Below are 24,300 nucleotides of genomic sequence, written 5' to 3' on the forward strand. Positions count from 1 at the left end.
AATGCTTGCAAATTCATGAACAGCCTCCAATTCGCATTGACAATCACTCAATCCAAACTACATTGGAACAATACTATTCAGTTGGCGTGCTGTCTGTAAGGCATAATAATTGCAGACTGGGACGGGCTCAGGCCTGGCCCTCGCTGGGTTTTTGACGTTTAAAAAAGTAGCGCGCATAGAATATTTGGTCCTCGTGCCAAGTTCAAACTTTAATAATAGTTAATAAAGAGGAGAAACTATGACAATCCCTCGTTTCGGTTTGCGAATTGCAACGAAGAAAATTAGTGTCTTACTTGTATCCGTGCTGGTTCTTGCCGGGTGCGGTGGAGGCGGTGGGGGAGGCAGCTCACCTCCGCAAACCACAATGGGAGGGGGGAGCGTCAAGGGTCCGTTGGCCAATGCTCAATTCGCACTGTATGAATTCGATTCAGTATTCATCAATTTTCAGGCGCAAAGTCCTGTTGCTTCCGGGCGGACCAATGCCCAGGCCGCGTTTCAGTTGGGATTGCCAACATCCAGCGTGAATCCTCCGTACATATTGGTTTTCACCGCAGATGCCTCCACAACGGATTTGATGACCGGTGCCAGACCGATAATCACCAACATGAAGACGGTTGTGACACAGGACATGCTGGACAGTGGCAAGAACCTGTACGCGACACCTCTAACCACCTTGGCGGTGGATGTGGCGATTAAAAACTCTCTGTCAAATCGTGCGCCATATTCAAACGATGAAGCTTATACAAATGCCACAACGGTACAGGAAAGGTTTCTGGCCGCTTTACCCATAGCAGCCGGCGAGGTTAAATCCACATTGGGTTTCGGTCTGGATGAAAATATCGATATATACACCACCGCACCTCTTGTGGACTCTGATACTACCAGTTTGGAATCACAAACCCAGACGGCCAAATATCGCGGCGCTGTAGAAGCCTTTGCTGCGGTGGTCGATCAATTACAGGGTCAAGTGAGCGGGACCATTGCTCCGGTGGACACGGATACTATCGTGGAAGCATTGGTCGCAGACTTAGCCGACGGACAGATTGACGGAACGGATGTTGACGGAAATTCAATCGTAATCCTTCCTGTTGAAGTTCGCGCCACCCTGGAAAACACAGATCCGCAACAGTTGATGATTCCCGGGACTTCTACAACCGTTGCACAAATTGAAGCCGTTTTGGCATCTGAAACATCTCAAACCGGTAATAGTACGGTTGATACAACAAACCTGAGCGATAGCACCATCGACACCAGCACTGAACCTGCTCAAACCAATCCGGATCGAGACGGTGACGGTGTGGTGAATTCCGATGACGCATTCCCGGATGACCCTGCGGAAACCAAAGATACCGACCATGATGGAATCGGGAATAATACCGATACCGATGACGATAACGATGGTGTGGCAGATGGGGCCGATGCCTTCCCCTTGAACAGTGCGGAAAGTGGCGATCTGGATGGGGACTGCGGTACCATAGCCACCCAAACCACGACATCCGGAAATGGCTGTGGTGACAACTCCGATCCAGACATTGACGGAGACGGTGTTGATAATGCCAGTGATGCCTTTCCACGCAATGCCTCAGCCCAAAATTCCAATGATTCCGACGGTGATGGCTGGGATGATAATCTTTACGATAATAACGTCGGTTTAGTTGATCTTCCTGCACCCGTTGACAGTGATGGCGACGGTATTCCCGATGTGGATCAAAACGGTGTCGAACTGGACACAGATCGTGATGGAGACGGCGTATCCAATAGCTTGGATGCACTACCGGATGATTCCACTGAGACCAGCGACAATGATGGTGATGGAATCGGTAACGTAGCCGATACAGACGACGATAATGATACGGTATTGGATGTAAATGACGCCTTTCCATTTGATCCAAATGAGTCAGTTGATACAGATCATGACGGCGTAGGTAACAATGCCGATCCCGATGACGACAACGATACCGTGCTGGATGTAAACGAAGCCCTCGGTTGCGAATTGTTGCGGGACTGTGACGGCGACGGTCGTACGGACAACGTGGACGCATTCCCCGGTAACAATACTGAATGGGTGGATACGGACGGTGACGGTATTGGTAACAATGCGGATACCGATGACGACAACGATACCGTGCTGGATGTTAACGATGCCTTTCCGTTGGATCCCACTCGCAGCACATTGGATACCGACACGGACATGGACGGTTTTCCGGACAGTATCGACAACTGCCTCAATGATCCCAATCCTTTGCAGCAAAATCTGGATGGCGACTTGCTGGGGGATGTCTGCGACACTGACATCGACGGTGACGGGGTTGCTAACGATGTGGATGCGTTCCCCTATAATCCCAACGAATCAGTCGATACTGATGGTGACGGTGTGGGTGATCAAAGCGACAACTGTCCCAATGCAGCCAATCCGGTACAACGGGATCTGGATGGAGATACCCTGGGAGATGCCTGTGACAGCGATATAGACGGTGACGGGGTTGCTAATGGAGCCGACGCTTTTCCAACAAATCCCAATGAATTTTTGGACACGGACGGCGATGGCATCGGGAACAATTCAGATACGGATGACGACAACGACGGCCTGTCAGATACCGCTGAAGCGACTTTGGGTACCAATCCATTGTTGGTGGATACTGATTCGGACACAGTGAATGATGGTACCGACAATTGTCCATTGGATTCAAACAGTGATCAATTGAATACAGACGGGGATTCTCAGGGTAATGTTTGTGATGCTGATGATGACAACGATGGTGTTCCTGACAATCTGGACGCTTTTCCAACGGATCCCACTGAAACACAGGATTCCGATGGTGACGGTGTCGGTGATAATGCGGATGTCTGCAAATTTAACCCAAATACGTCTACCGATGCCAGTCAGTGTGCCTTCCTGGATCTTGGTCCTATCCTGGAACAGGGTATCACGTGGGCAGAGTCCCGATTTGAGTGGGATGGACAAGCGGATGTATTGCAGTTCAACTACGGTACCTTGCAGTGGAACAGCACGCAGGGCACGACTACCGATGATGAGTATGTTTTCCACGAAACCAATCTGACCTGGGATTTACAAGTACCCACCACCAACTCGGTGATGTTTGATACGACGGGTGCAGGGGGTTGGGTAGCGCTGGGAGACAATTTGAAAGTTCAGAGTGTCAGCACCAGTCAAAGTACGGCCGTTTTGGTTAAAACCGATGCGTCAAGTAACATCTTTGAGCAGCTGAGCATCAACATGTTTGAGCTGGACATAGCGGGCAAACCATTGACCACGTATTTAGACGCCAACTGGCGCGGCAGAGTCAGCGATGCGGTTAATTTCTCAGCGAATGCCAAGGCCTATGGTTTGACATATACCAATCTCAGGGATTCGTACAGCATCTGGTGTGATCAGCAAGATACAACAGTTACCGGTGATACCTGTGGGTACGTTCAAGTTAACTTTACAACGGTACCGGTTGCAGCCACCGCTTTATCCGAACTGGTATTGTCCACCACAACCCAAAACGGTGCTGCCAATACAATTTGGGGAATTTCCGGCGGTCCGAATGGGTGGATTGGCGTAGAGTTACTGGGCAGTACGGTGACTCCCGGATCCAGCGGAACCACCAACTTCTTTTCGGTAGACAATTTGGGAACGGCAACTCCCATCGGTACCGCCGGTACCTGGTCGGTGGTGGCCGTCAACGGTGTGAACTTCCTTGAATTCGCCATACCGAATGACATCTTGGTAATTGCTGATATGAGAGAAGAAGAGCAGAACCGGTTCTTCGTAGAGTACAACAGTGGCACCGGAGTTTATGTTCGCCAGGGCGGGAAAAGCGCAACCGGCACCGGTCTCTCTCCCAATGTCGTGATGTTAATGTACGGACCAAATGCCAAAGCTGAACTTCTGGCCGCCTATGGTCCCGGCAATGGTGTTGCGCCTACGCCTAATCCTGATGACAGTGATGGTGACGGTGTTGTCGACAGCCAGGACGCGTACGTCAATGATCCAACCCGCGATGCAGATACTGACGGTGATGGCATAGCGGACGCAGTATACTTCGTGACAGTTGACGGTGTTCGTACGGATCTGATTGACGATGCTGCCAGTGACTCGGACGATGACGGTGACGGAATTGCTGATGCTGCCGACACTTGTCCATTGACCGCAGACGCCACCAATAATCCGGCAGTATGTGACAATAGTGCGATATTGGGTGTTCATCGCTTAACAGCCACTATATCCGCTTTGTCCGATACCAGCACAGGATTACTGGCTAACCAATGTTTCGGTAGTGAAGCGGTTGGTGATTCCGAGGTCGAGTATCTGAGTTTTGAAGATGCAGGTAATGGCCGGGTGCTAATCAACGCTGAAGTGTTTGGTTCATACAATGGACTGACCAATGTGTTGACTATCACCAACTCGGAAATCCGAGATGAATGGATTCCAAGTCTCAACGGTGGACTGGGTGGTACATTAGAAATTACTCAGGCGTTTTCCGCTACCATAAACGTTGATACTGTCAGCGGCACATGGACAGGTGCATTCTCTGAGACTTCCACCGGAACCGACGCGGTTTCCGGCGACAGTCGAAATTGTCTGCGATCCGAAACTTTGGCCGGGGCATTCACATACTCACACACGGGGTCTGAGGTCTACAATGGTTTGTATGCGGTGGAGATGGGTTTTAACGAAAACGGCATGCAAATGAGGGATTCCACAGTGGTACAACTGGAAGTGAATCCAGTGGCCGGTACGGTTGTCGCTCATACAGTGGACCTTGAGGATCCAAACCAAACCGTGTTGTCTGAGAATGAAACTTCCACATTCAACCCAATGACGGGTCGGTTTCAACTGAACGGAGATAACATTTATCATCGAGCCGAGCCGGATGGTATGGGTGGAACTACAGATATGGTTATTTGCGAAGAGGAAAGAGTTCGAGGCCTTTTTGTGGATAATCCCGCAACAGCTGCGCCCGGTGCGGTGATGCTTTGGGTACAAACAGAAAACCGCAACCGTCAGTACATGAACACGACGGATCCGGCAATCTGTGCGTCTACAACGATGCCGAGCAGTGAATGGAACAGCGGTGGTGAAGGTTACGGTAAACTGGTTGGTACGACAGGCTTTACCCGAGTGGTCTCCACGTCCTCAGGCGCGGGAGTTACGGACGGCATTTACCTGGGTCTCCAAAATCCGCCCGTGAAACCGGCCGCAGCAGGTGGCAAGTTGTGGCTGCAGGTTTTGGATGGTGCAACCGAACTGTGTTCCGCTGCTTATATCAGTGAGCCGGGAATCAACGGACGCTATGTGGACCAGCAACGACTGCCAAACCCGGACCGTACCGTTCTGGCATTCCAAAGCGGGCCCTACAGCTTCATCAACTGTAATACCGATGATCCGACTACGGGGGCGGACCGTGTAGTTCACGGTACCAGTTATACTGTCAGAGTGTTGGATGCAGGGGGTGATGGCGTTAAGAACACCACATCCTCAACCGTAGCGAATGATGATGCTGTTGTGTACTCCAGCTCTGTCGCCGCAGAGGTTTCCATCAGTCGATTTACCAGTACGGTTGATCGCATTACTGTCGATGTGAACGGCGCTAAAGGTTCTACGACTCAGGCAGGGGGAAGAATACCTCTGTACGGATACTTTAATCCCACTACATCTTTACCGGTAAGCTGGGTAGGTATCAACGATGGTCAAACACGCTATCAGGTTCGGGTTGAGGAGTCGGAAGGAACCCTTCGCAGACGTATGGATACTCCCGATGGTGCGACGACTTCGGTTGTTTTACCCGCCGGTACTTTGAACCCATGGGATGCTCATACCGTACGGATCACCGCTTCAAAATCTGACGGTGTCGGTTCAGTAGCTCTGAGTCACAGTCAACGACTGGAACTTCGGGCAGGTGTGCATGGTTTGATTAATGTTGAAACCAATAACGCAGACCCGGCCGCCGGTGTATTTCAAATCTATGTTCAAGCGGGTATAGATGGCGGTGTTTGGAACTGCACGGTGGTCAACAGGCCATTCCAGTGTAACGGCGGCAATTTGGATTCGTTCAACGATACCCTGAATTTGAATATGAACGATGATGCAAACGGAATGGTGACCGGTGTGCCCGGCAATTCTTTCAATCTGATTATGCAGTGGACCGACAGTGCCAATGCGACGGTAACGTCTTATCCGGGTAGTACCACGGGTGCCGCCAGAGTAGTGACTCCGGAGCTGGGAATTGCCTCACGTGTCACTAACGCAGGTGAAAGTACACATATATCCATGAAAAACGCACTACCCGTGTACAATACGGCTGTGTTAAACAGTGTCGGTAGTACAGTGTTGGATTCGGTTACGTCGGCTGTTTCGTGGAATCTATGGAATATGGACTTCCCGATGGTTGTTGACTCCTTTGTCCAATTGCCGGTTGACGGACTACAGGCGCAAAGAGGCAATACCTATGTCAACTACAACAGCTTGAACAATGGTGGGCTTGGATTGCTGGGAACGGATACATACCTTGTGACCTTAAGCGGCTCTTTTGACGGCTCTCCTGATGCAATCTTTGAGTTGCCGTATACACCGCCGGCGAGTGTTACCGAACCGGCCGTACTGAAAGCCGACATGTTGGTGAACAGCACCGCAGTGACTACCACAACTGCGGCTGCACCGTTGGTTATCACAGCAGCAACCGGAGTGAGTGTGACTTGGAGTACGGCAAGCTCCTTCCCCACAAGCACCCAATGGCAAGTGATGTATAAACAACTCGATGGTGTGACCTTGTTACCCATGCCACACTACCAGATCCGTACACCGAGATATGTGAACGGAGCCGGTGTTACGCTGACCGCCGGTGCTACCAACGATTGGAGCCTGGATGCAGTGGAATTCCTGCCGGTCGGATTGTACGAGTTGCAGGTACGTTCATACTCCGCCACAACGGATGAGCAGGGGATAGGGCAGAAAGTGTTTATACAAATCACCCCATAAACTGCACAACCTTAGTTAAAAAAAATCCCCGGCTGGTCCGGGGATTTTTTTTGTCGGGCGCGTTCTGTTTAATTGAACCCTTACGCCATACCCGATACCACACACACTCTAAACCGTCGTAGGTGCGGTGTTGGCAACTTTCAGTATCTGCTTGCTTTAACGGGCGGATTTTATAATCGCTTCAAACTCCTGTTGCAGTTGTTCCTTTGCCGATTCCGGTGCATAGCCGGTGGCCACCAGCCAGCAATGGCGGGTCTTAATAATTGCCAGGGGAGTTGCCAGCGTAATGGTAACGTTGCCGGCCGGTATATTGCCACGCCAGAACTCAATGGTGCCTTTTCCTTTTCGCGTGGTGATTTGACGAGGTTTGCTCAACTGTTCCTGACCGGCAGGCAGGGCCGCGCTCAGCGTACCTAAACCTCTTGTACGGGTGGTGGCCATAGAGTGCATAAAACCACGATAGCAATCCAAAACAATGCTGGCGCCGGAGATATTGTTGGATGTGAGAACACCAATGGTGTTCTCCGAGTTTGTCGGCAGTGGGCCGCTTTTCCAGCCATTCAATAAATCCAACGTTAAATGCGCGTGCGTGAATCTTCCGCCTTCATCCGGGTTTGCCATGGGTTTCATCGCTTGGACCGCGCTTGCAACCGCAGGATTCGCTTGTTCCTGGGAGGCGGTGGATTTTTTTAAGGATACGCGGCAGCCTCGACTTCCCCGGGTGCCGGAAAGCACGAATGCATCACCTTGCAACCGTCCTTTCATGTAAAAGTCGAGAGAATTTGGTCCATACTCAAAGTTACCTTTGATGCTCATTTTCCCATTTTGTGCTTTTAGACGAATCGGAAACTCCAAGATTTTATCGTCCAAAAAGTATCTGTCGGGGTAACTTCCTCGCAGATCACGCAGTTCCTTTTTGGAAACATGATTTAAATCCAAGCGGTAAGCTTTGGCTGTGGAATCTTCAATGGTAATACTCATATTCTTGGTCCATGGGTCGTCGCCCCACCGATTCACACCACAGTTTAAATATCCGCTCCAAGTGCCATCATATTCACCGGCGAACGCAGTGGCGGAGGCCAGTAAAAGAGCCGGCCACACCACGCAAAAACCGGCTAAACGTATTGTTTTCATTAATAAATCTCCAGATTGAAGTACGACAGGCCGACATTTTATCACAGCCTGTTTCGATATTGCGCACAATATAGGCGGTTATAGCAGGGTGAGCCGCTGTGTCCAGCTGCAGGACGCGTAGCAGGTCTCTACGTTTAGGCGAATCATCTCACAGTTTTTGTACTCAGGTGCTGGTATCATTTTGGTAAGCGGCTTATACTTTTCTATGATAAATAAAGTAGGGTAATTGCATGTTATTCAGTAAATATTCCTCGATTAGGCATTATGTCGTTTGTTCAGTAATTTTTTTGCTTTACGCCACTTTGCCGGCTTGTAGTAGCGACTCTTCAGATAAAGGACCACCACCGCAAGGGTCAGAATTTCCAGCGGCATTTGACGAGAGTGTGAGCTATAGCAATACCATCTATGTGTCCGCGGCGGCTTCCCCGGGCGGTGATGGCAGCCAATTACTGCCTTACGACACCATAAGAGATGGATTGTTAAATGCTGCTCCGGGAACGCAAGTACGTATTGCCGCCGGCACCTACGGCGGTGCGGGTGCGTTCAGTGACGTGCAGGGAATGGCGACGGCACCCATTGCCATCGTAGCGGACGGGCAAGTGATCATAGACGGCGGTGATGCTGAGATGGCTTTTTATTTTAGCGACGCTCGTTATTTGGTGTTCGACGGCTTAACGATCCAGAACACATCACCCCACGGCATTAATATGGACGATGGTGGTAGCTACGACACGCCCAGCGAATTTATAGTATTTCGCAATATGAACTTTCGAAACATAGGTGCCACCGGGCAAAATCGCGATTGCTTAAAACTCTCGGGAGTGAATAACTTCTATATAGAGATGAGCCGGTTTGAAAACTGCAGAGACGGTGAAGCAATCGATATGGTGGGCAGTCACGATGGCATCATTACCGAAAACTATTTCGCCAATATGGGCATCAATGGGATAAACACCAAAGGCGGTACCGCAAACATTCACATACACGGTAACCAGTTTGTGGATATACCGCAACGATCCATTAACGCGGGTGGTTCAAGCAATATCGCGGTGTTTCGTCCCATAGACGCCGAGTATGAGGGCAGTCAAATTCACATAACCGCCAATATTTTCGTCCGTCCCGGATCAACCCCCGTGGCTTTTGTGGGATGTGACACCTGTGTGTTTGCCAACAACACTATCATCGAGCCGCAAAACTATATTGCCAGAATATTGGAAGAAAACACGCAAAAAACTGCCGGGCACAGCGGTTATTTCATCAATAACATCATCGTGTTCAATTCAAGTCAAATATCCCCTATTTATGTCGGCGTAGGCAGTAACACAACTCCCGCTACCTACACGTTTGGCTGGAATCTGTGGTATTCCCTGGATAACAATCAATTTGCCGGGCCAACCTACGGTGACAGCATCATAGAAACAAGCTCCGTCATTCAGCAAGATCCGAATCTGGATGCAAACTATCGAACTCAAGCGGGTAGCCCTGCGTTTGGTCAAGGGACCACCGTTATTCGTGGACTGATCGGTGATTACGACAGGAACGCCTATGCCAATCCACCCAGCATCGGTGCATTCTCTCAGCCTTAACCGTGGGTGCATTTATTCATATTCTGGTGACCGAGATCCTGTGGCGGGGGCATTAAATCCGGGTACCCGTACCCGGCAATGTCCCCAAAAAGCGTTGTTGTGATGTCGGCCACTGCACCCCATTGGTTTCGTATTGAACCAAATCCACAACGCCGCCATCGAATGAAACCTAACCGGCGGAAATCCGATTTCCATGCCCTTGGCAGTTGGCGACATTTGGGGGAAGATACAGATATCGGCTACCTCACATAGATTAATATCGTAACCAATACGGTCATTTAAGACTTCATGACTTTTTCAAGATACGCTTGAACTTGGTAAAAAAGAAAAAAGAAGAAGTTAATGGCCGTATGTTATATTAGAAAACCATTGCTTTCGGAATCCGTTTTTCCCGATAATGTTTGCCAGAAGGTGCGACAATGAAAAAACTTAAAAATGAAGCAGAGGTATTGAAAGAGGCGATATTAGCCGGAATGAAATATGGTGAAGACCGTGGGGCAGTGGAGTGGGAAGCCACCGATTCCGCATCCGAAAAAGTATTATATCTCTATCGATTATTGGTTCATGACAAGCTCATTCAGCCTTTGCCCGAAGATCAGGTATCACAGAAGTCCATGCGTCATAAGCTCGCGCTTTGGTATGCCAAACAATTGCCAAAAGGACACCCGTTGTTGGGTTAGTTGTTCTGCTCCAGCACCGGTTGTAACCGCTTGTAGAGGTGGAATAGTTTACGTATTCCACCAAGCAGACTTACAGGTTAACTGCATAAGCAACGATAAGCAGCGGTAATTAATATTGGATGAGAAACAGTGGCACTCAACCCACTTGTCTTCTGCATATTCCTCCAACTCTTCCGTTTCATACTCCCACTCATAACGCTTTTCAGGTGGTTTCGCATCGACATTTCGAAACAAGATCGCGCATAGGACACCGATGACCGCGCCGAAGAAATGAGACTCAAATGAAACATCCGGCTCCGTTGGAAAAATTCCCCAGATCATGCTGCCATACATAAAAAACACCAAACACGACAAAGCAATGGCGCGTTTATCCCAACGCAGTATTCCAATGACAAATACAAAAGCCAGAAAACCAAAGCTAATGCCGCTGGCGCCGACATGAAAATTGGTTCGCGCAAATAACCATACCAATATTCCAACGCCAAAATAAATAGCTAGAAATACCCACTTACTGGAACGTGGATAACCCAACAGCATGGCCGTACCCAGCACCAGTATGGGCAATGTGTTAGAAAAAATATGAGTAAAAGAAATGTGTATTAAAGGCGCAAATAGTACCCCCCTTAGGCCATACAGCTCCCCTGGCAAAACGCCGTAATGAAAAAGCTCCAGGCCAAATAGTGCATTGGCGATTTGAATTAACCACAATACAATCACAAACCAGAGCATCGTAAAAAATGCGATGCGAAAATCGGGTGTGGGTCTGTGGCTATCATTGCTAAACGAATTGATTCACAATCTCCTTTAATTCAGACAACTCAGAACGCAGCTCAATCACCTCTTGTTCCAATTGCTGAATCCGTTGCTCGTAGTCCACCGCGGGCGTGGCAGCGGTCGCCGGTGACGCGACCTGGCTCGACGCATGGGGTATTGCGTAATCTGCGTCATCTATATCCTTTTCACCACATAAGTGAATGTATCTGGAATCCCTTTGACCCGACTGCCGGGGAAGTTTTTTAACAAAGGGCCCATGTTTGTGGTTTATCAATTGCTCCAGCGCCGCTTCGACTTCATTCACATCGTTGAAGGCACACAATCGGTTGGTACGAGTGCGCAACTCGCCCGCGCTTTGCGGCCCCCTTAAAAACAGCACACACAATATGCCGCGCTCCTGTGCTGAAAACTGCAGCTCACTGAATTCCGAATTGCAGAACCGATGTTGAAACTTGGCAGTGCGGCCACCAAAGGGCGACTTTTCCACGACATAGTGCTTTTTGGATAATACATCCAATGTTTCCTGAACCTCAGACTCGTCAAATGACACGACGGGATCTCGATTGCTTTTTTGATTACAAGCATTGGTAAGCGCATTTAAAGACAAAGGATATTGATCCGGCGTTGTCGTTTCCTTTTCCAATAAGCAGCCTAAAACACGTAACTCTGCATCGCTCAGTTTTATGTTCAATTTCGTATTCCCTGTCAAAGAAATATAGGTGGAAAAATAGCATACTCATTGTATGTTGAACGGAAATGATACACATATTGTTGCCCAAGCGCCTGCATTTTGGAAATATAGTTGTTAACCATGGGGTGGTTGAAAAATGTACAGATCGGGTGATTAATACCAAGGGAAACCGGGTATTTACCAACGGATCATAAAACATTTGTAGGGCGGAATAGTTTGCGTATTCCGCCAGGCAGACTTAAATCGTAACTCCGTAAGCAACGATAAGCACTGGCTTGAATTCAGCCGGGCAGCTGACAGCGGAAATTGCTCTTACCCGCATTCGTCAAAAATAGAATCAACTTGCGAAAACCGAACCGCATATCGATTTCCACTAAGCTCTTTTGCCTCGCCGTTATAAACAAGACAACTCCTTGTTACTTGAGAGCTTAACTGGTTGAATTGGTCCAGCCCCTTAAAGGCAGATGCAGTATAGGTTGAGGCGGATTTACACTCGATCGCGGTCAAGTTCCTACCCTGTTGAAAAACTATATCCACCTCGTTGCCGGCGCTATCTCGGAAAAAATATAGATTGGCTAATTTCCCCTGGTTATAACGCGCCTTGAGGCATTCAATAACGACCAGATTTTCAAAAATATTTCCCACTAATGGGTCTCGACAAATCTGACTTGGTTTTTCAATGCCTAATAAAAAACATAACAGGCCCACGTCTGTAAAATAGTATTTAGGCGACTTAATCACCCGCTTACCAAAACTTTCAAAATAAGGCGGTAGCTTATATATAATAAACGAAGCCTCTAAAATAGAAAGCCAATGCTTAATCGTTTTGGCATCCACACCAACATCATTGCTTAATGAGTTAAAATTAACTAATTGCCCGATTCGACCGGCTACAAGTTTAATGAACTTCTCAAACAGACTAACGTCCTTGAGATTTATAAGCTGTCGAACATCTCTCTCTACGTAGGTTTGATAATAGTTCGAGTACGCTTGCGTTGGGCGTTGTTTCTGGTCATAAATTCTGGGTAGAAAACCGTGATACACATATTCCTCGAAGTCATCAAAGCCAATGTTTGCATCGTTCAACTCGCAAATCGAGAATGGCAGTAGATGAAGAATTCCCGTGCGCCCCGCCAGAGACTGAGTAATTGCAGCATGCAATTCAAGCTGATGAGATCCTGTCAGAACAAACTCACCATTGCGTTTGTTAGTATCTACAATAGCCTGAATATAGCTTAGTAGTTGCGGTACCCGTTGAATCTCATCAAGCACGACCCGTTCTTCAAATTGTTTCAAAAACGCTTTGGGATCATGACTGGCAAATTCACGATTTTCCGGAATCTCTAAGTTACAGTATTCGTAGCCCGGTAACGACTGAGCCAGCGTGGTCTTGCCTGATTGCCGTGGCCCCAACAAAGTCACTACAGGATATTCTGCAAGCAATTGCTTGAGTTCAGAGCTAATTTTTCGTCCAATCATCATTTGCAAAGAATAGTTTATGTAAAAACGGAGTTCAACTCCGTTTTTACAAGATACTTTCCAGTTATTTAATACTCAATAGAAACAAAGGGATATAACGAACACTTAAAGGTTTGGCGTGGACAGCTGCCTATGTGGATCTCAGTGGCAGTATGCTTGGGTCTATCGTTAGTGTTTTTTGTGCATTATTTGTACAGCTCCCTAAGCCATGTAGAGTTGCTGGAATTTCAGTTAAAATACAACCCACATCATTAAGCCGGCTGGAGCTATACCATGGGAAATTCTCTTTTTGACCAACTGAAAAAAAGTGGTTTGGTGGACAAAGGTAAAGCTCAAAAGGTCAAGCACGATCAATATAAAAACAAAAAAAAGACAGCAAAACGAGGTAAAGCCGAGCCAGTGGATGAAGTAAAGATTCTGGCGGAAAAAGCTCATGCTGAAAAAGTCGAGCGGGACCGGCAGCTAAATCAACAACGAAAAGCGGAAAACGAGCAAAAAGCCATATTAGCTCAGATCAAGCAATTGATCGAAACCAACCGAATCGAAGACCGGGATGGCGATATCGTGTTCAATTTCACAGATGCCAATGTTGTCAAAGGGCTATACGTCTCTGAACAAATCCACAAACATCTGTCCACCGGACGTTTGGCTATAGTGAAGCAGGGGGATCGTTATGAACTGGTTCCGGTTCCGGTGGCTGACAAAATCCGGCAGCGGGATGAAAGTGTTATAATTCACTGTAATCAGGATGAGGAGCCGGAAACGTCTGAGGACGATCCCTATGCGGACTACAAGATCCCGGATGATTTAATGTGGTAAAAAGGAAATTCGGGTCACCCAGCCTGTCACAAATGAGTCTGTCGCTGTGTGATTTCTTCAATCTTGTCCTTAAATTAAGATCTAGTAAAAACCTGCTCGTGACTGAGTGAAGCGCGTACTTCATGAATATTTTTTCATCTGTATGATTGCGGTACAACGTTCACAATTTGCGACCATAGCCACAAAGGATCTTTAGTTTTAAAAGTATTGATTGCAGAACGGGGTAGGGGGTTGACCTCTCCCATAATTAGTTGCACCCTCTTGTAGGGTGGAATAGTTTACGTATTCCGCCAGGCAGACTGAAATTAAAATTTCCGTGAGTAGCAATAAGCACATGCTGATTCCGAGCCAGTCAACTGGAAACTATACAACGCAGCATCCGTGAGTTTTCAGAATAGCGCCAAATCTATTTGCGTAATTTCTTTGAAAAACTATGAAAACTGTCACATATTATCGACTGGTTTTTTTTCAATGTCTTCGGGTGCAAGAATAGAAAAATTTCTGTCCAGTCTGGATTCTTAGTAGACCTGTGTTAGGTGCTATCGACACTGCCACAGAAGTAGAGAGTAGTGGTCTAGTCGTTTTTAACGATTTGTTGCTTCCAGTCCTCATATTGCCTATGTATGTTGATAATCCGTGAGTTGTCTGGTGGATTTGAAACCCAACCACGTAAACTGCCTTTGCGCTCAAGATCAATGGCGTCGCTGCTATCAATAAACGAGACCCAACTATGTTCGTTTGGACGATGAACGAGCCAATCCATTTTGCCGTAAAACAGGTTTTTAACTATCTCAGAGTGAGATTTTTTCACAAATGAAAGAAGTTTATCGTCTTCTTCTTTGGTGTTAAAAATGTACAATAATCCTGCAGCGGCACTGCATTGATGTGCACCTTTTCTGCCCAGTGGGCACTGGTTCTCAATAATCCACAATATATCGATAAAGGCTTGGCCGCGACCTTGTTTCAAAAAAAGATCCAAAGAATTCATGGCGCGTAAATACAGGACATTGCAGGACTTGTCAGATACGCAAGTAGCCAATTCACCTTTGCTGGGGTATTTAGCAGCCACATACGATTTAGTAAATTCAGTGAACGCCGTGTAACTGGATTTAGACGGTCCTGCTTCTGGTTTTGAGCAGGCGGGGTTGGATAGCACCATCAACGTGAGCAAAATAGATAGGCTTCGTATCACTATTTAAAGGTCTCCCAGCGTACAGTAGATGACTGTTTTATACGATCGACAATATCAACGCTTGCTTTTCCTGTATTTATTACTCCGAAATGTACTTTCCCGCTAGCACCTTCTGTTGGTACTCCATACATTGTATTCCATCTTTTAGCAAAAATATTTGTATTGCATCCCAAAAATAAGGAAGGTTTTGGAGTGGCGGAAAACTTTGGGCTGATATGCGGTTTCATATCTCCAACGAGCACCGTATCAGCATCACCCACTATTGCTCTTATGTGAGAATCAAAAAAATTGGCCGGTAGTTTTCGATACAAGAACCACTGATATTCTTTGCTAAAGGTATATCACACGATAATCTGGCTAAGTTCAGAGAGTAATATGAAGCAAGCGACTTGACCTGACCCCTATGCTCAGGCTTGACCCCTATGCTCAGGCTGAATGTGGCGGTCTTCAGAAAACAGAGTGGTGCACTTCCAGGCTGAATGTGGCGACTGGCAAACTCACGATTTTCCGGAATCTCTAAATTACAGTATTCGTAGCCCGGTAACGACTGAGCCAGCGTGGTCTTGCCTGACTGCCTTGGCCCCAACAAAGTCACAACAGGATACTCAGCAAATAGCTGGTCAAGTTCTGAACGAATCTTTCGCTAATCATTCAGAAAGAATATATTTGCAAATACGGAGTTCAACTCCGTATTTGCAATATTCTAATAAAAGTTATTATTAACGATGGGTTATATAGTTTTGATTTCAGCTTCCAGGCAATATGGTAACTTCAGAACCATCCCAGTTTCTGGTGTTCGGGTTTTTGCTCATGGAAAAATATACATTACCATCAATTTCCGAGTGAAATACCATATGCGACTTTCTATTGTGGCCGTTTCTTTCTCGGGATCTCCAAGTGCCAGGAGCAAACCAACCGACTGCTCCCGGAATATGGTTGCGGATATTACCGGCTACAAATTCAAGAGTGATTCGTCGAGCAATTGGGTGAAGATCCTCCCATCTTTTTCGAACGTTTTCCTCTCTGCGTGTCACTCGTTTAATGCTGCATCGATCCGGAACACTCCGGCCGCTGGCTGTGTACTCGGATGTGTAATATTTTCTGCAACCACTCCCGGTTCGGGTCCACTTAGGGCTGATAGGCTGAGAATAGCTGCGAATAAACTTGGTCCAATCCCAAAATTTATATCGCCAAATCCCGGATCGTTGCACCAGTGCCCACAACATAGATCTGGCATCATCTTCAGAGGGTTTTCCCCAGGTTTCTCCGTCAATCATTCGTGCAAACCACAGAACGGATTCCGGTGTGAATTTTTTAATAGTGCCGTCCGAGTAGCGAACCGATCCCAGTTTTACATCAGGGCTGAAGCCGTCGTCCGAACCTTGCGTTGTTGGCTCTGCGCCTTCGATTTGACCACGCATTCTGGCCCAAGTGGTCGGTCCAATTACACCGTCTGCTTCCAGGCCATGCTTTTTCTGCCATTGTGCAACCTGCATAGCGAAGGTTTTTTCCCCTGGAATATATAAAGTAAACCCAAGCAGAAAAGATATTTTTTGTCTCATGGCATCCCAACCCAGGCGCGCCGCGTATTTGCGGTTTTGCGTTATGGCGCGCTCCACATCAAAACTCTCCAGGTTTCCTCCTGCCGGCGTTGGCGTGGGTTCTTGATACGGTTGTTGATAGGGACGTTGAGATTGAGACAAGAGCTGTAATACTGGCATGCTGACGTCAGCTTGGATTTTTCCCCATACTTTTGTAAGTGGGTCATTGGGGCGAAGCTTTGCTCCCTTTTGTGAGGGAAACATATGGTAAAAAATAAGATCCGTCAGGGTATTCTTGTTCAGGCTGCCATCGGCATGCGCTTTTAATACAGCAAAGCTGAGTCGTGCAATATTAAAACCTTTTATACCCAGGCCTGTGAGATGTGAAAGCAGTGATTTGCCCAGGCTGTCACTACCAGTGGTATCCCTGCCAGGGCCGTCTGTAGGTAATGGTTCTGCTGTGCTTGCGCCAATGCCTGCTAAACCAAACTCCTGCAGGAACAGAAGATATTTTGTCGGGTTAAGCACTCGTTCCGGTGGTCTTGATTTGGACTTCCACCATTGATAAGTTTGTTGGGTTCCTTTTGTGTAGGTTTCAAAATGCAGCATTTTGGTGTCGCTGACAAAACCGATGAGTTGTCCAGCGCGCACCGTGGACCCTACCGTCAGTCCTGTTTTCTTTAAGGAATCAGGTGTTACTTCACCGTAATTTACAACTGCGTTGGAATGTTCAATAAGAATCTTGTAAGTTTTTTGTCCGCTTTTTGCTCTATAAAAATATCTCCAATCCCGTATGACGCCATCCTCACAAGCAACCACGGGATCACCGGCGTGTGCATACAGGTCCACTCCCAAATGCCAGCGAGCGCCTTTTTTTCCGTTTCGATTTGCCAGAAATGTTCTACCGTAACTGCGACATGAGCGCTGACGCCCGAGTACGAATTTCCCATCCTCAGCTAGATAAGTGACAACGCGGCCACAAGCGCTGGATGTTCTAATTGGCCAATAACTGCCTAGTGGTGGTTCCTCTGCAAATGGTATGGGACGGTGCTCCGGTATGGGCATTGGTAGTTTGACGCGTTTCATTGGTGGTGGAGCGGGGATTTCATCTTCCTGCGCATCGCTAGACTCATAAAGCCCTTGTTCTGACACAAAGGTGTCAAGCTCGCCGGATTGAGGGCATTCTTCCTCTATCTCGTCGGTACCGGCTTCCATTTCCGCTTCATCTTCAAAATCGTACTCGTCCTGCCAATATTCAGCTTCGTCTTCGTCGTATACCGTGTCTGTGCCATCGCTTGTGCTATAGCCCATCCACTCGCCTTGCAAATACTGATTTTGTTCGTTGAAGAGGTCCTCGGCGTATTGGTCGTCACTATCCATTTCACTTAACATATCCAACTCGCCCAATGCTTCGGAATCAGCGTAAAATTCAGGGGATTCGTATATGGAAGGATTGAGGAAATCTTCCGTATCCGGTGCGTCTTGGGTGTCCAGCATAAGCTTGTCTAAAAACGGAGAAATCAGATCCTCGGCCCATTCTTCGGGGTTCGGGTGTGTTGCAAGGTTCTCTTTTGTTGACATAGGGATTTCCTCAGGAGGTTATCGTTTTAGCCATATCCACCAGCGCGCACGATCATGTGGCGACAACTTTTCGGGACTTTAAGTCATGTCCTGTGGTAATCGACCAATGAGTGATAATCGTACGTATGTCAGCATGAGGTCCTTCGTCTACCGGGGTATACAATGCCGGTACCGCTTGCGGGTCGTTGTAGGTTCCGGTTTCTATTTGAGTCAGTATTCTTGACGCAGCGTCGGCAATATCAAAGAAATTTTTTGAAAAAGCGTGTGCCGGTACGCTGACTCTTTGCGCTATTTTGTGCAAACGTTGTTCTGGACTGGTTCCCTCTGCTCTCAGCGATTTTACGATGGGTGAATCAAACTCCATACTCAGGTGAAACCAGGCAAACATGGACACGAAAAATAGTTCTTCACGGGCTAGGTTGCTGCCCAGTCTTCGTGTTATCAGCATGTCATGAAGCTTTTCAGCCAGGTTGGCGATTTCAGCATTGTCGGTTGGATTGCTACCGCTGCTGTTCTCAACATTGACAATTCCCACCCATACCTGTCGCAGAAACTCTTCAAAGGTCACCACAAATTCATTGTTGGACGCTTTGGCGGGTTCATAGGACACGTCGTCTGATGGCTTGTGATTTAATTCCATGCCAAACATTCGAAAATAGGCATTTCGACGTATGGCGGAAAACTGTGGCCGAATATGACTGTTAAACGAGAAAATACTGTAAGAGGGTGGGTCTTTGTAAAAAAGTTCTTCGGTGTTCCTTAACCAGTTCTCCGCACCGTCTATGGGTACTCCCAACAACTCACCATTACGAAACTGGCGCAGGACTTCTCGAAATATTTCATAGATCCTTGTGTTTTCCACCATGTACGCATAGATCAAATGGTCCCACATCACACAGTTGGGTACACTGATAACGTCGTCCGTACCCGGAACGGTGGAACGGCATATATTGCCTTCATTCGCGGTAAAGCCGTCAAATAGCTTAAGTAAATATCTGGGCAGTCCTGGTAAATTGCTTCGGTGTTCGGGGTGTCCTTGTGGCTTGCTGTCGTCGTGGATTCTAAACTCCCATGCTTGTTCCAGTAGTACCGCCAGCTCAGCGGGGTGAAGCTGAAACAGTTTGGACGCACCGCCAGGAAATGAACCTGCAAATTGTCTAAACATATTGTCCTCCTTAATTTACATTAGACTTTGCTTAAAGTAGTAAGATAATTTCACCTATTCGATGCGATAGTTCATCGCAGGTAAAACCCATTTAGGTTCGTCGATTTCCGGCTTAAGCTGGGTAGGAACACGCAAGGCTTGTTTGATTTTCTTATATTGTCCAATGGCGTTGCCCACATTGGTGCTTTGTTGGTAACTAGCAAGCTCTTTAGGCCGGGATTGACTTTGCATCTCCTGGAACAGAGTAGTCATCAGTTTGAGCAACTGCGCGGTATCGGTCTCCGTCACCGGGGTGGCAGGCGTGGTAGGGTTAGTGGGTGTGGCAGTTGTAGTGAGTTCGGTAGGATTGTAAGCTGTTTCACTTTGGGTCGCACTGTTCGCCTTACTTTCCACTTTGCTCCCTATCGAATCTTCCGCCTGAGCCCTGGCTATTTGCTCCACTTTGTTGACGGGGGTAGTTTTCTTAGATTGGGATTTAGACTTTACTTTTACCGTAGACATGATTTCACTCCTATTAGTAGTCACACAGTTGCAGTTTTCCCTAAACGCAACATCCACGATTCTTGTTGGTTTAGCTCTGTTTCCGGTTCTCGCATCGTGGCGATATTCAGGCCGGAGAGTGCGAGCAGCCGCAGACATTCCGTCCAAAGCCAATGCGTGGACGTGTACAGTGAACCCCCAAGCCTTTGTTCCAGGCGATAAAGTGATTTAGGGCTAACGTCAAGAGGGTTGATTAAATCGGTTAAAGCCCTTCCGTTAAAACATCGCATAGGCGTGAGCAAAATAGTTTCTACTATGGACGGAAGAGCGTTCAGTGAGCGAGTGATAATATGTTTGCTCATAGAATTCTCGTGAGGCAGCGGGTACGTGCTTACCCATGATTTTTCCATATCATCCCAGGGGCCTGCACCGTAAAATCGCCGGCACATACAAATGCCAAGTAGAATTCTGATATAACTAATGGGATGGGGGTCGTCAGGCTTAAACCGAAACACAAAAGAGCTATCACCAGATAGTACGTCGTGCAGGCCTGCAACAGAGGCATAGCCGGTATATGCAAAGGCAATGGCGTCTGCGGCAATTTCACTGGCCCAACTCGCCCAAATCGGTGCAATTTCATAATCCTGAATACTATTTTCCAAAGCCTGGTTCAATTCCTGGTTCCAACCGGTTATATGCGCAATCTGGTGTCCTGACTCATGTATCAAAGCGGTGGGCCGTTCAAAGTTGTGATGTACAATTTTTATGGCGGCCGCAGGACTTTCGGTGTTACCGTCCCAAAGACGTAACCCGGCTTTCAATATGGAGGCACCCAGGCCCTTGTCGATGTAAGTCAGTGTTAAAGGTGTTGGTTTGCCCAGTGGTTCAAGAATATTCGCCATTGCGCGATAGGACAATATGTCACACGCTCCCAACATAGATGCCATCAGAGAATTGGTGCGAGTGCTAATAGCATCCGCATAGAAATCAACCGTGGTCTCTGTGCGCAAATAGCGTTTTCGAAAATCAATCAATTCACGTTGTATGTTCCTAAAGTCATGGTTGCTGCGGCAGCTTTTAAATCGTTCTTGCATACGCGTAGCCCGGTTCTGCAAGCGATCCACAGCACCGTTCAGTGTATCCCATACAGCCACACCCAAATATTTCTCTATGCCAAGAAATGCCTCTTTTGAAATTAGGCGATCAAACTTGCGCAATCGTGCGCTAGCGCCACTCCAGTGCTTTATCTGACGCGATATTTGCAATTTCGATGCAGCTGATAATTCAGTCACTTGCTTTACCTGCAATATTAGTGACGTTGACATCCGGAATTCCTTCTTCCATGTAAGTAGAAGAGGGTATGCCTAGAAGTGCATTTTCTAACTGCTGCAACCCAGGGGAATTGCGTACTGTCATCACAAAAGTAACTCCATCCGCTGAATCTGCGACATTTTCTAAAAACAGATTTTTTTGTTCAATGAGATATTTGTGTAATCCTCGCCCCAGGTTTTCCAAAATCGTGGCGCTAAAATTCCTTCGCTGGATTTGGTTTAAGTACAATAGATTAGCGTTTTGGCGGTTTCGAATATCAATGTTTCCATGAATAATTCTGATTCGATTGCTATAAAAATTTGATAGCAGATAGGCCAGACGTTGTTCCAACAACGCGATAAGCTCGCTGACCACAAGGCCGATAGCTTGGTTCTGCCTTAGTTTAAGCGCCAGATTTTGAGCTAATAGTTCACTGATAAAAAGCGAAGCGCGAAATTGCTTGCGTGGAAAGTCAAAAGTTAAACCAAGATCACTGCTGCAGGTTTTCCTCTTTATTCTGTTGGCGGGTAGCTCAATATAGTAAAATCTCTGACCAATTCCGGTAGTATGTCGGTCTCGCAAATACCTGGGTTCGACCGAGCGACCCAGACCGGGTTCTCCCAGCAAATATTCTGCGGCTTCGTGCGTCAACGGATGTAATTGCGAATACGCTGTATTACCCCAGTTACCCAGGCCGCGAGTGGCGGTTTCCAATCTGCTAAGCTGCGGTAGAGAGGAGCCGGGCATCATTTCATAGAGGTGTATTTTTGCATCAATGTTTTCGCCCGGTTTTAGTCCATATTGCTCTTGTAACAGCTCTGATAAATTCAGTCCGTTGTAGGTAATCACATGGCGTAAGCGGTGAGGTGATAGTTTCTTTTGGTAGATTCTGCTGTATTTTTTGTAAAACTTCCGGCCATGAAGCGGCTGCAGCAACCAGGTCGCTCCATGGCTCTGAGCCTCGCGCAAATTTGGCCTTTGTAAATAGGTTTCTTCGGGTAATATATCCGGCAGGTTTGATGCGGCCGCACTCTCAAAAGCCTCGACAAGATATCCTTCCAATAGGTTCTCATTGTCGATGATATAATCCGGAAGAACAGCGATTTGTCTGACCGCGCTCTCAACAACCGATGCCACAGCTTCCCCGGCCAGTTGAATTGCATCTTGATCTGTTGCTTCTAGATTGATCAGGCGCAAGCCGGCGTTGGTAATCGCTTTGGACAAAGGGTAGGCGTTTTTTTTGCCGACAAATTTTGCGATTAATCGAGCCATTCGTTTGGCGATGAAGTTGACGATTTTTTTCCGCCCAATGAGTTTCATACCGGTTTTTACGATGGGTAATATCGCCGGTATAAATTCCTCCACTAACTTCTCAGGTTCGACTTGCTCATCATCATTTAAAATTTTTTCAACAAATTGTTCCCGAGCCAGATAATAGTTTTCTTCGCTGTCCACAGAGGATTCCGAATCGACATTTATTTCCGCTATTATCAGATCCTGTTGTGCATCAGGTGGTGAAGTCACCAGATTGGCAAGTAGAACGTTAAATTCCATTTGGAATTGATCCACATTGGCGATGCTGTCGTCAGCAGCCAGGTGTTCCTCCAACTCCTTAGTGAGGCCCATTTTTTGCGCCAGGGTTTTCGCTAATGGCCGATATTTTTTCGGTAATTTGTTAATAGCGTACTTAACAATTTTATTGATCCACGGTTTGACAAATTTTGCGACCTTTTTAAGAACAAAGCCAAACGCTTTGCTGGCAAGCTTTTTGGCTTTATTTTTTACAAATCTTGCGCCCTTTTTTAAAGCTTTTTTAATGCTGCCCCAAAAACCCTCAAAACCAGGCGAATAACTTTGTCTCATTTGAAATGAATCGACAAAGTCATCAATTTCCCGGGTAGTCATGGAATCTAAGTCATATTCGGAAAGCTTGATTTCCATATCCGTAAGCAATCCTTCCAACTCCACGGATAAAGGAGCAAAGTGCTCGCTTAGAATCAGCTCTTGTTGATCAGGAAACGCTGATTGGGATATTTGTGATTCGACTAATTCTCTGGCTTCCGCAATCAATTGGAAAACGGATTCATCGAACTGATCGTTATAAAGTTCACTCAGCAATACACTGAATTCTTCAGACTCTGGCGACTCAGGGATACCCAATTGGTTTTCGTATGTGGATGTAAAAGGACTCACGGAGTGCAGAAAGGAAAATACTTCGTTTGTATCGGATAAGCTTTCCGATTCCGTAACCGGAAAGCTGGTGGCATCTAAAAAAGGTGATTTGGGTGCTAAATTATTCATCGACATTTAGAAATCTCCTTTTTCTGTGTTTGGGAAACCTTAGCGGTAAACACTACCGTTCATCGAAACAAGCTGGGTGCGGGCACAATGTACGTTACTCTATTTTCCTCTATTTTCACGACCGCTTATTCCTATTCCTTTAAGATGAAGTCGAACGGATGGCTAACAAGCTAATTAATAGACTCGTTGCGATATAGCTCCTCTGTTTGTTAACTTTTAACTTTAGTCAACCAAGTTAAGTTGTTACCTATTTATAACACTTCATGATTTTCATAGAACTTACAACTGTCGAGGGTAGAGCTGTTCTTTTGGGTAGGTTGTGAGCAAGTAATCCTATTTTGAACCTGCAGCCGGTTTGAATCTGACTACTTCAATTGACTCTATTCACTCTTTTTCGTTTCCACAGAAGAATTAAATTCTCTTTGGGTATGCGGATTTGGTATGAAGAATTCTGAGAGTTATAGTCAAATCTGGTGTACGCGACCATGATCAGGCAGCGCTCCTTTGACGTTTAACTGTTTGTTTCTTTACTCCATCTACAAATCTTACATCGTTAATCACTTCGGCTAAAAGTGAAAACC

General features: G+C 46.9%; 15 protein-coding genes. 4 read left to right on the forward strand and 11 right to left on the reverse strand.

Features of this window, described 5'->3' with window-relative positions:
- Window positions 1–238: 238 nt before the first annotated feature.
- The gene (locus OEY58_06720; GenBank protein MDH5325138.1) at window positions 239–6,985 is read left to right on the forward strand and encodes a thrombospondin type 3 repeat-containing protein; all 6,747 of its coding nucleotides are present in this window, start codon (window positions 239–241) and stop codon (window positions 6,983–6,985) included.
- 156 nt (window positions 6,986–7,141) lie between these two features.
- Here OEY58_06720 and OEY58_06725 read toward each other — a convergent pair whose 3' ends face one another.
- Window positions 7,142–8,119, reverse strand: coding sequence for a hypothetical protein (locus tag OEY58_06725; GenBank protein MDH5325139.1), 978 nt, complete (start codon window positions 8,117–8,119; stop codon window positions 7,142–7,144).
- A 230-nt stretch (window positions 8,120–8,349) separates the two neighbouring features.
- On the opposite strand from OEY58_06725, the gene OEY58_06730 reads away from it, so the two are divergent.
- Together OEY58_06730 and OEY58_06735 are read left to right on the forward strand one after the other, a co-directional pair.
- On the forward strand, window positions 8,350–9,705 hold the full coding sequence (locus OEY58_06730; GenBank protein MDH5325140.1) for a right-handed parallel beta-helix repeat-containing protein: 1,356 nt from the start codon (window positions 8,350–8,352) through the stop codon (window positions 9,703–9,705).
- Between the two features lie 419 nt (window positions 9,706–10,124).
- Window positions 10,125–10,385, forward strand: coding sequence for a DUF5062 family protein (locus tag OEY58_06735; protein MDH5325141.1), 261 nt, complete (start codon window positions 10,125–10,127; stop codon window positions 10,383–10,385).
- Window positions 10,386–10,433: 48 nt separating this feature from the next.
- Here OEY58_06735 and OEY58_06740 read toward each other — a convergent pair whose 3' ends face one another.
- From OEY58_06740 to OEY58_06750, 3 genes are all read right to left on the reverse strand, one after another.
- A complete protein-coding gene (locus OEY58_06740) occupies window positions 10,434–11,114 on the reverse strand; it encodes a rhomboid family intramembrane serine protease (protein MDH5325142.1) in 681 nt (226 codons plus the stop codon).
- A 49-nt stretch (window positions 11,115–11,163) separates the two neighbouring features.
- Complete coding sequence (locus OEY58_06745) at window positions 11,164–11,850, reverse strand: DUF480 domain-containing protein (protein MDH5325143.1); 687 nt, start codon at window positions 11,848–11,850, stop codon at window positions 11,164–11,166.
- Between the two features lie 312 nt (window positions 11,851–12,162).
- Complete coding sequence (locus OEY58_06750) at window positions 12,163–13,332, reverse strand: ATP-binding protein (GenBank protein ID MDH5325144.1); 1,170 nt, start codon at window positions 13,330–13,332, stop codon at window positions 12,163–12,165.
- Window positions 13,333–13,602: 270 nt separating this feature from the next.
- Between OEY58_06750 and OEY58_06755 the strand changes: the two genes are divergently transcribed.
- Window positions 13,603–14,148, forward strand: a complete 546-nt coding sequence (locus OEY58_06755) for a DUF2058 domain-containing protein (GenBank protein ID MDH5325145.1) — start codon at window positions 13,603–13,605, stop codon at window positions 14,146–14,148.
- A gap of 574 nt (window positions 14,149–14,722) precedes the next feature.
- Here OEY58_06755 and OEY58_06760 read toward each other — a convergent pair.
- The 7 genes from OEY58_06760 to OEY58_06790 all read right to left on the reverse strand — a co-directional run bounded on the left by OEY58_06760 (window position 14,723) and on the right by OEY58_06790 (window position 23,725).
- Window positions 14,723–15,340 (reverse strand): hypothetical protein, encoded by a 618-nt coding sequence (locus OEY58_06760; GenBank protein MDH5325146.1) that lies wholly within the window; start codon window positions 15,338–15,340, stop codon window positions 14,723–14,725.
- Window positions 15,340–15,600: a hypothetical protein gene (locus OEY58_06765; GenBank protein MDH5325147.1), complete on the reverse strand. Its 261-nt coding sequence runs from the start codon at window positions 15,598–15,600 to the stop codon at window positions 15,340–15,342. The genes OEY58_06760 and OEY58_06765 overlap by 1 nt, the downstream gene beginning before the upstream one ends.
- A 486-nt stretch (window positions 15,601–16,086) precedes the next feature.
- Complete coding sequence (locus OEY58_06770) at window positions 16,087–18,462, reverse strand: peptidoglycan DD-metalloendopeptidase family protein (GenBank protein MDH5325148.1); 2,376 nt, start codon at window positions 18,460–18,462, stop codon at window positions 16,087–16,089.
- A gap of 52 nt (window positions 18,463–18,514) precedes the next feature.
- On the reverse strand, window positions 18,515–19,627 hold the full coding sequence (locus tag OEY58_06775; GenBank protein MDH5325149.1) for a hypothetical protein: 1,113 nt from the start codon (window positions 19,625–19,627) through the stop codon (window positions 18,515–18,517).
- 54 nt (window positions 19,628–19,681) lie between these two features.
- On the reverse strand, window positions 19,682–20,128 hold the full coding sequence (locus OEY58_06780) for a hypothetical protein (protein ID MDH5325150.1): 447 nt from the start codon (window positions 20,126–20,128) through the stop codon (window positions 19,682–19,684).
- Between the two features lie 20 nt (window positions 20,129–20,148).
- Window positions 20,149–21,432 carry a hypothetical protein gene (locus OEY58_06785; protein ID MDH5325151.1) on the reverse strand — a complete coding sequence of 428 codons (1,284 nt, stop codon included), beginning with the start codon at window positions 21,430–21,432 and terminating at the stop codon, window positions 20,149–20,151.
- Window positions 21,392–23,725 carry a hypothetical protein gene (locus OEY58_06790; protein MDH5325152.1) on the reverse strand — a complete coding sequence of 778 codons (2,334 nt, stop codon included), beginning with the start codon at window positions 23,723–23,725 and terminating at the stop codon, window positions 21,392–21,394. Before OEY58_06790 ends, OEY58_06785 begins: the two co-directional genes overlap by 41 nt.
- Window positions 23,726–24,300 lie beyond the last annotated feature (575 nt).

It is taken from the genome of Gammaproteobacteria bacterium, from assembly GCA_029882975.1.
Lineage (GTDB): Bacteria > Pseudomonadota > Gammaproteobacteria > SZUA-152 > SZUA-152 > JAJDNG01.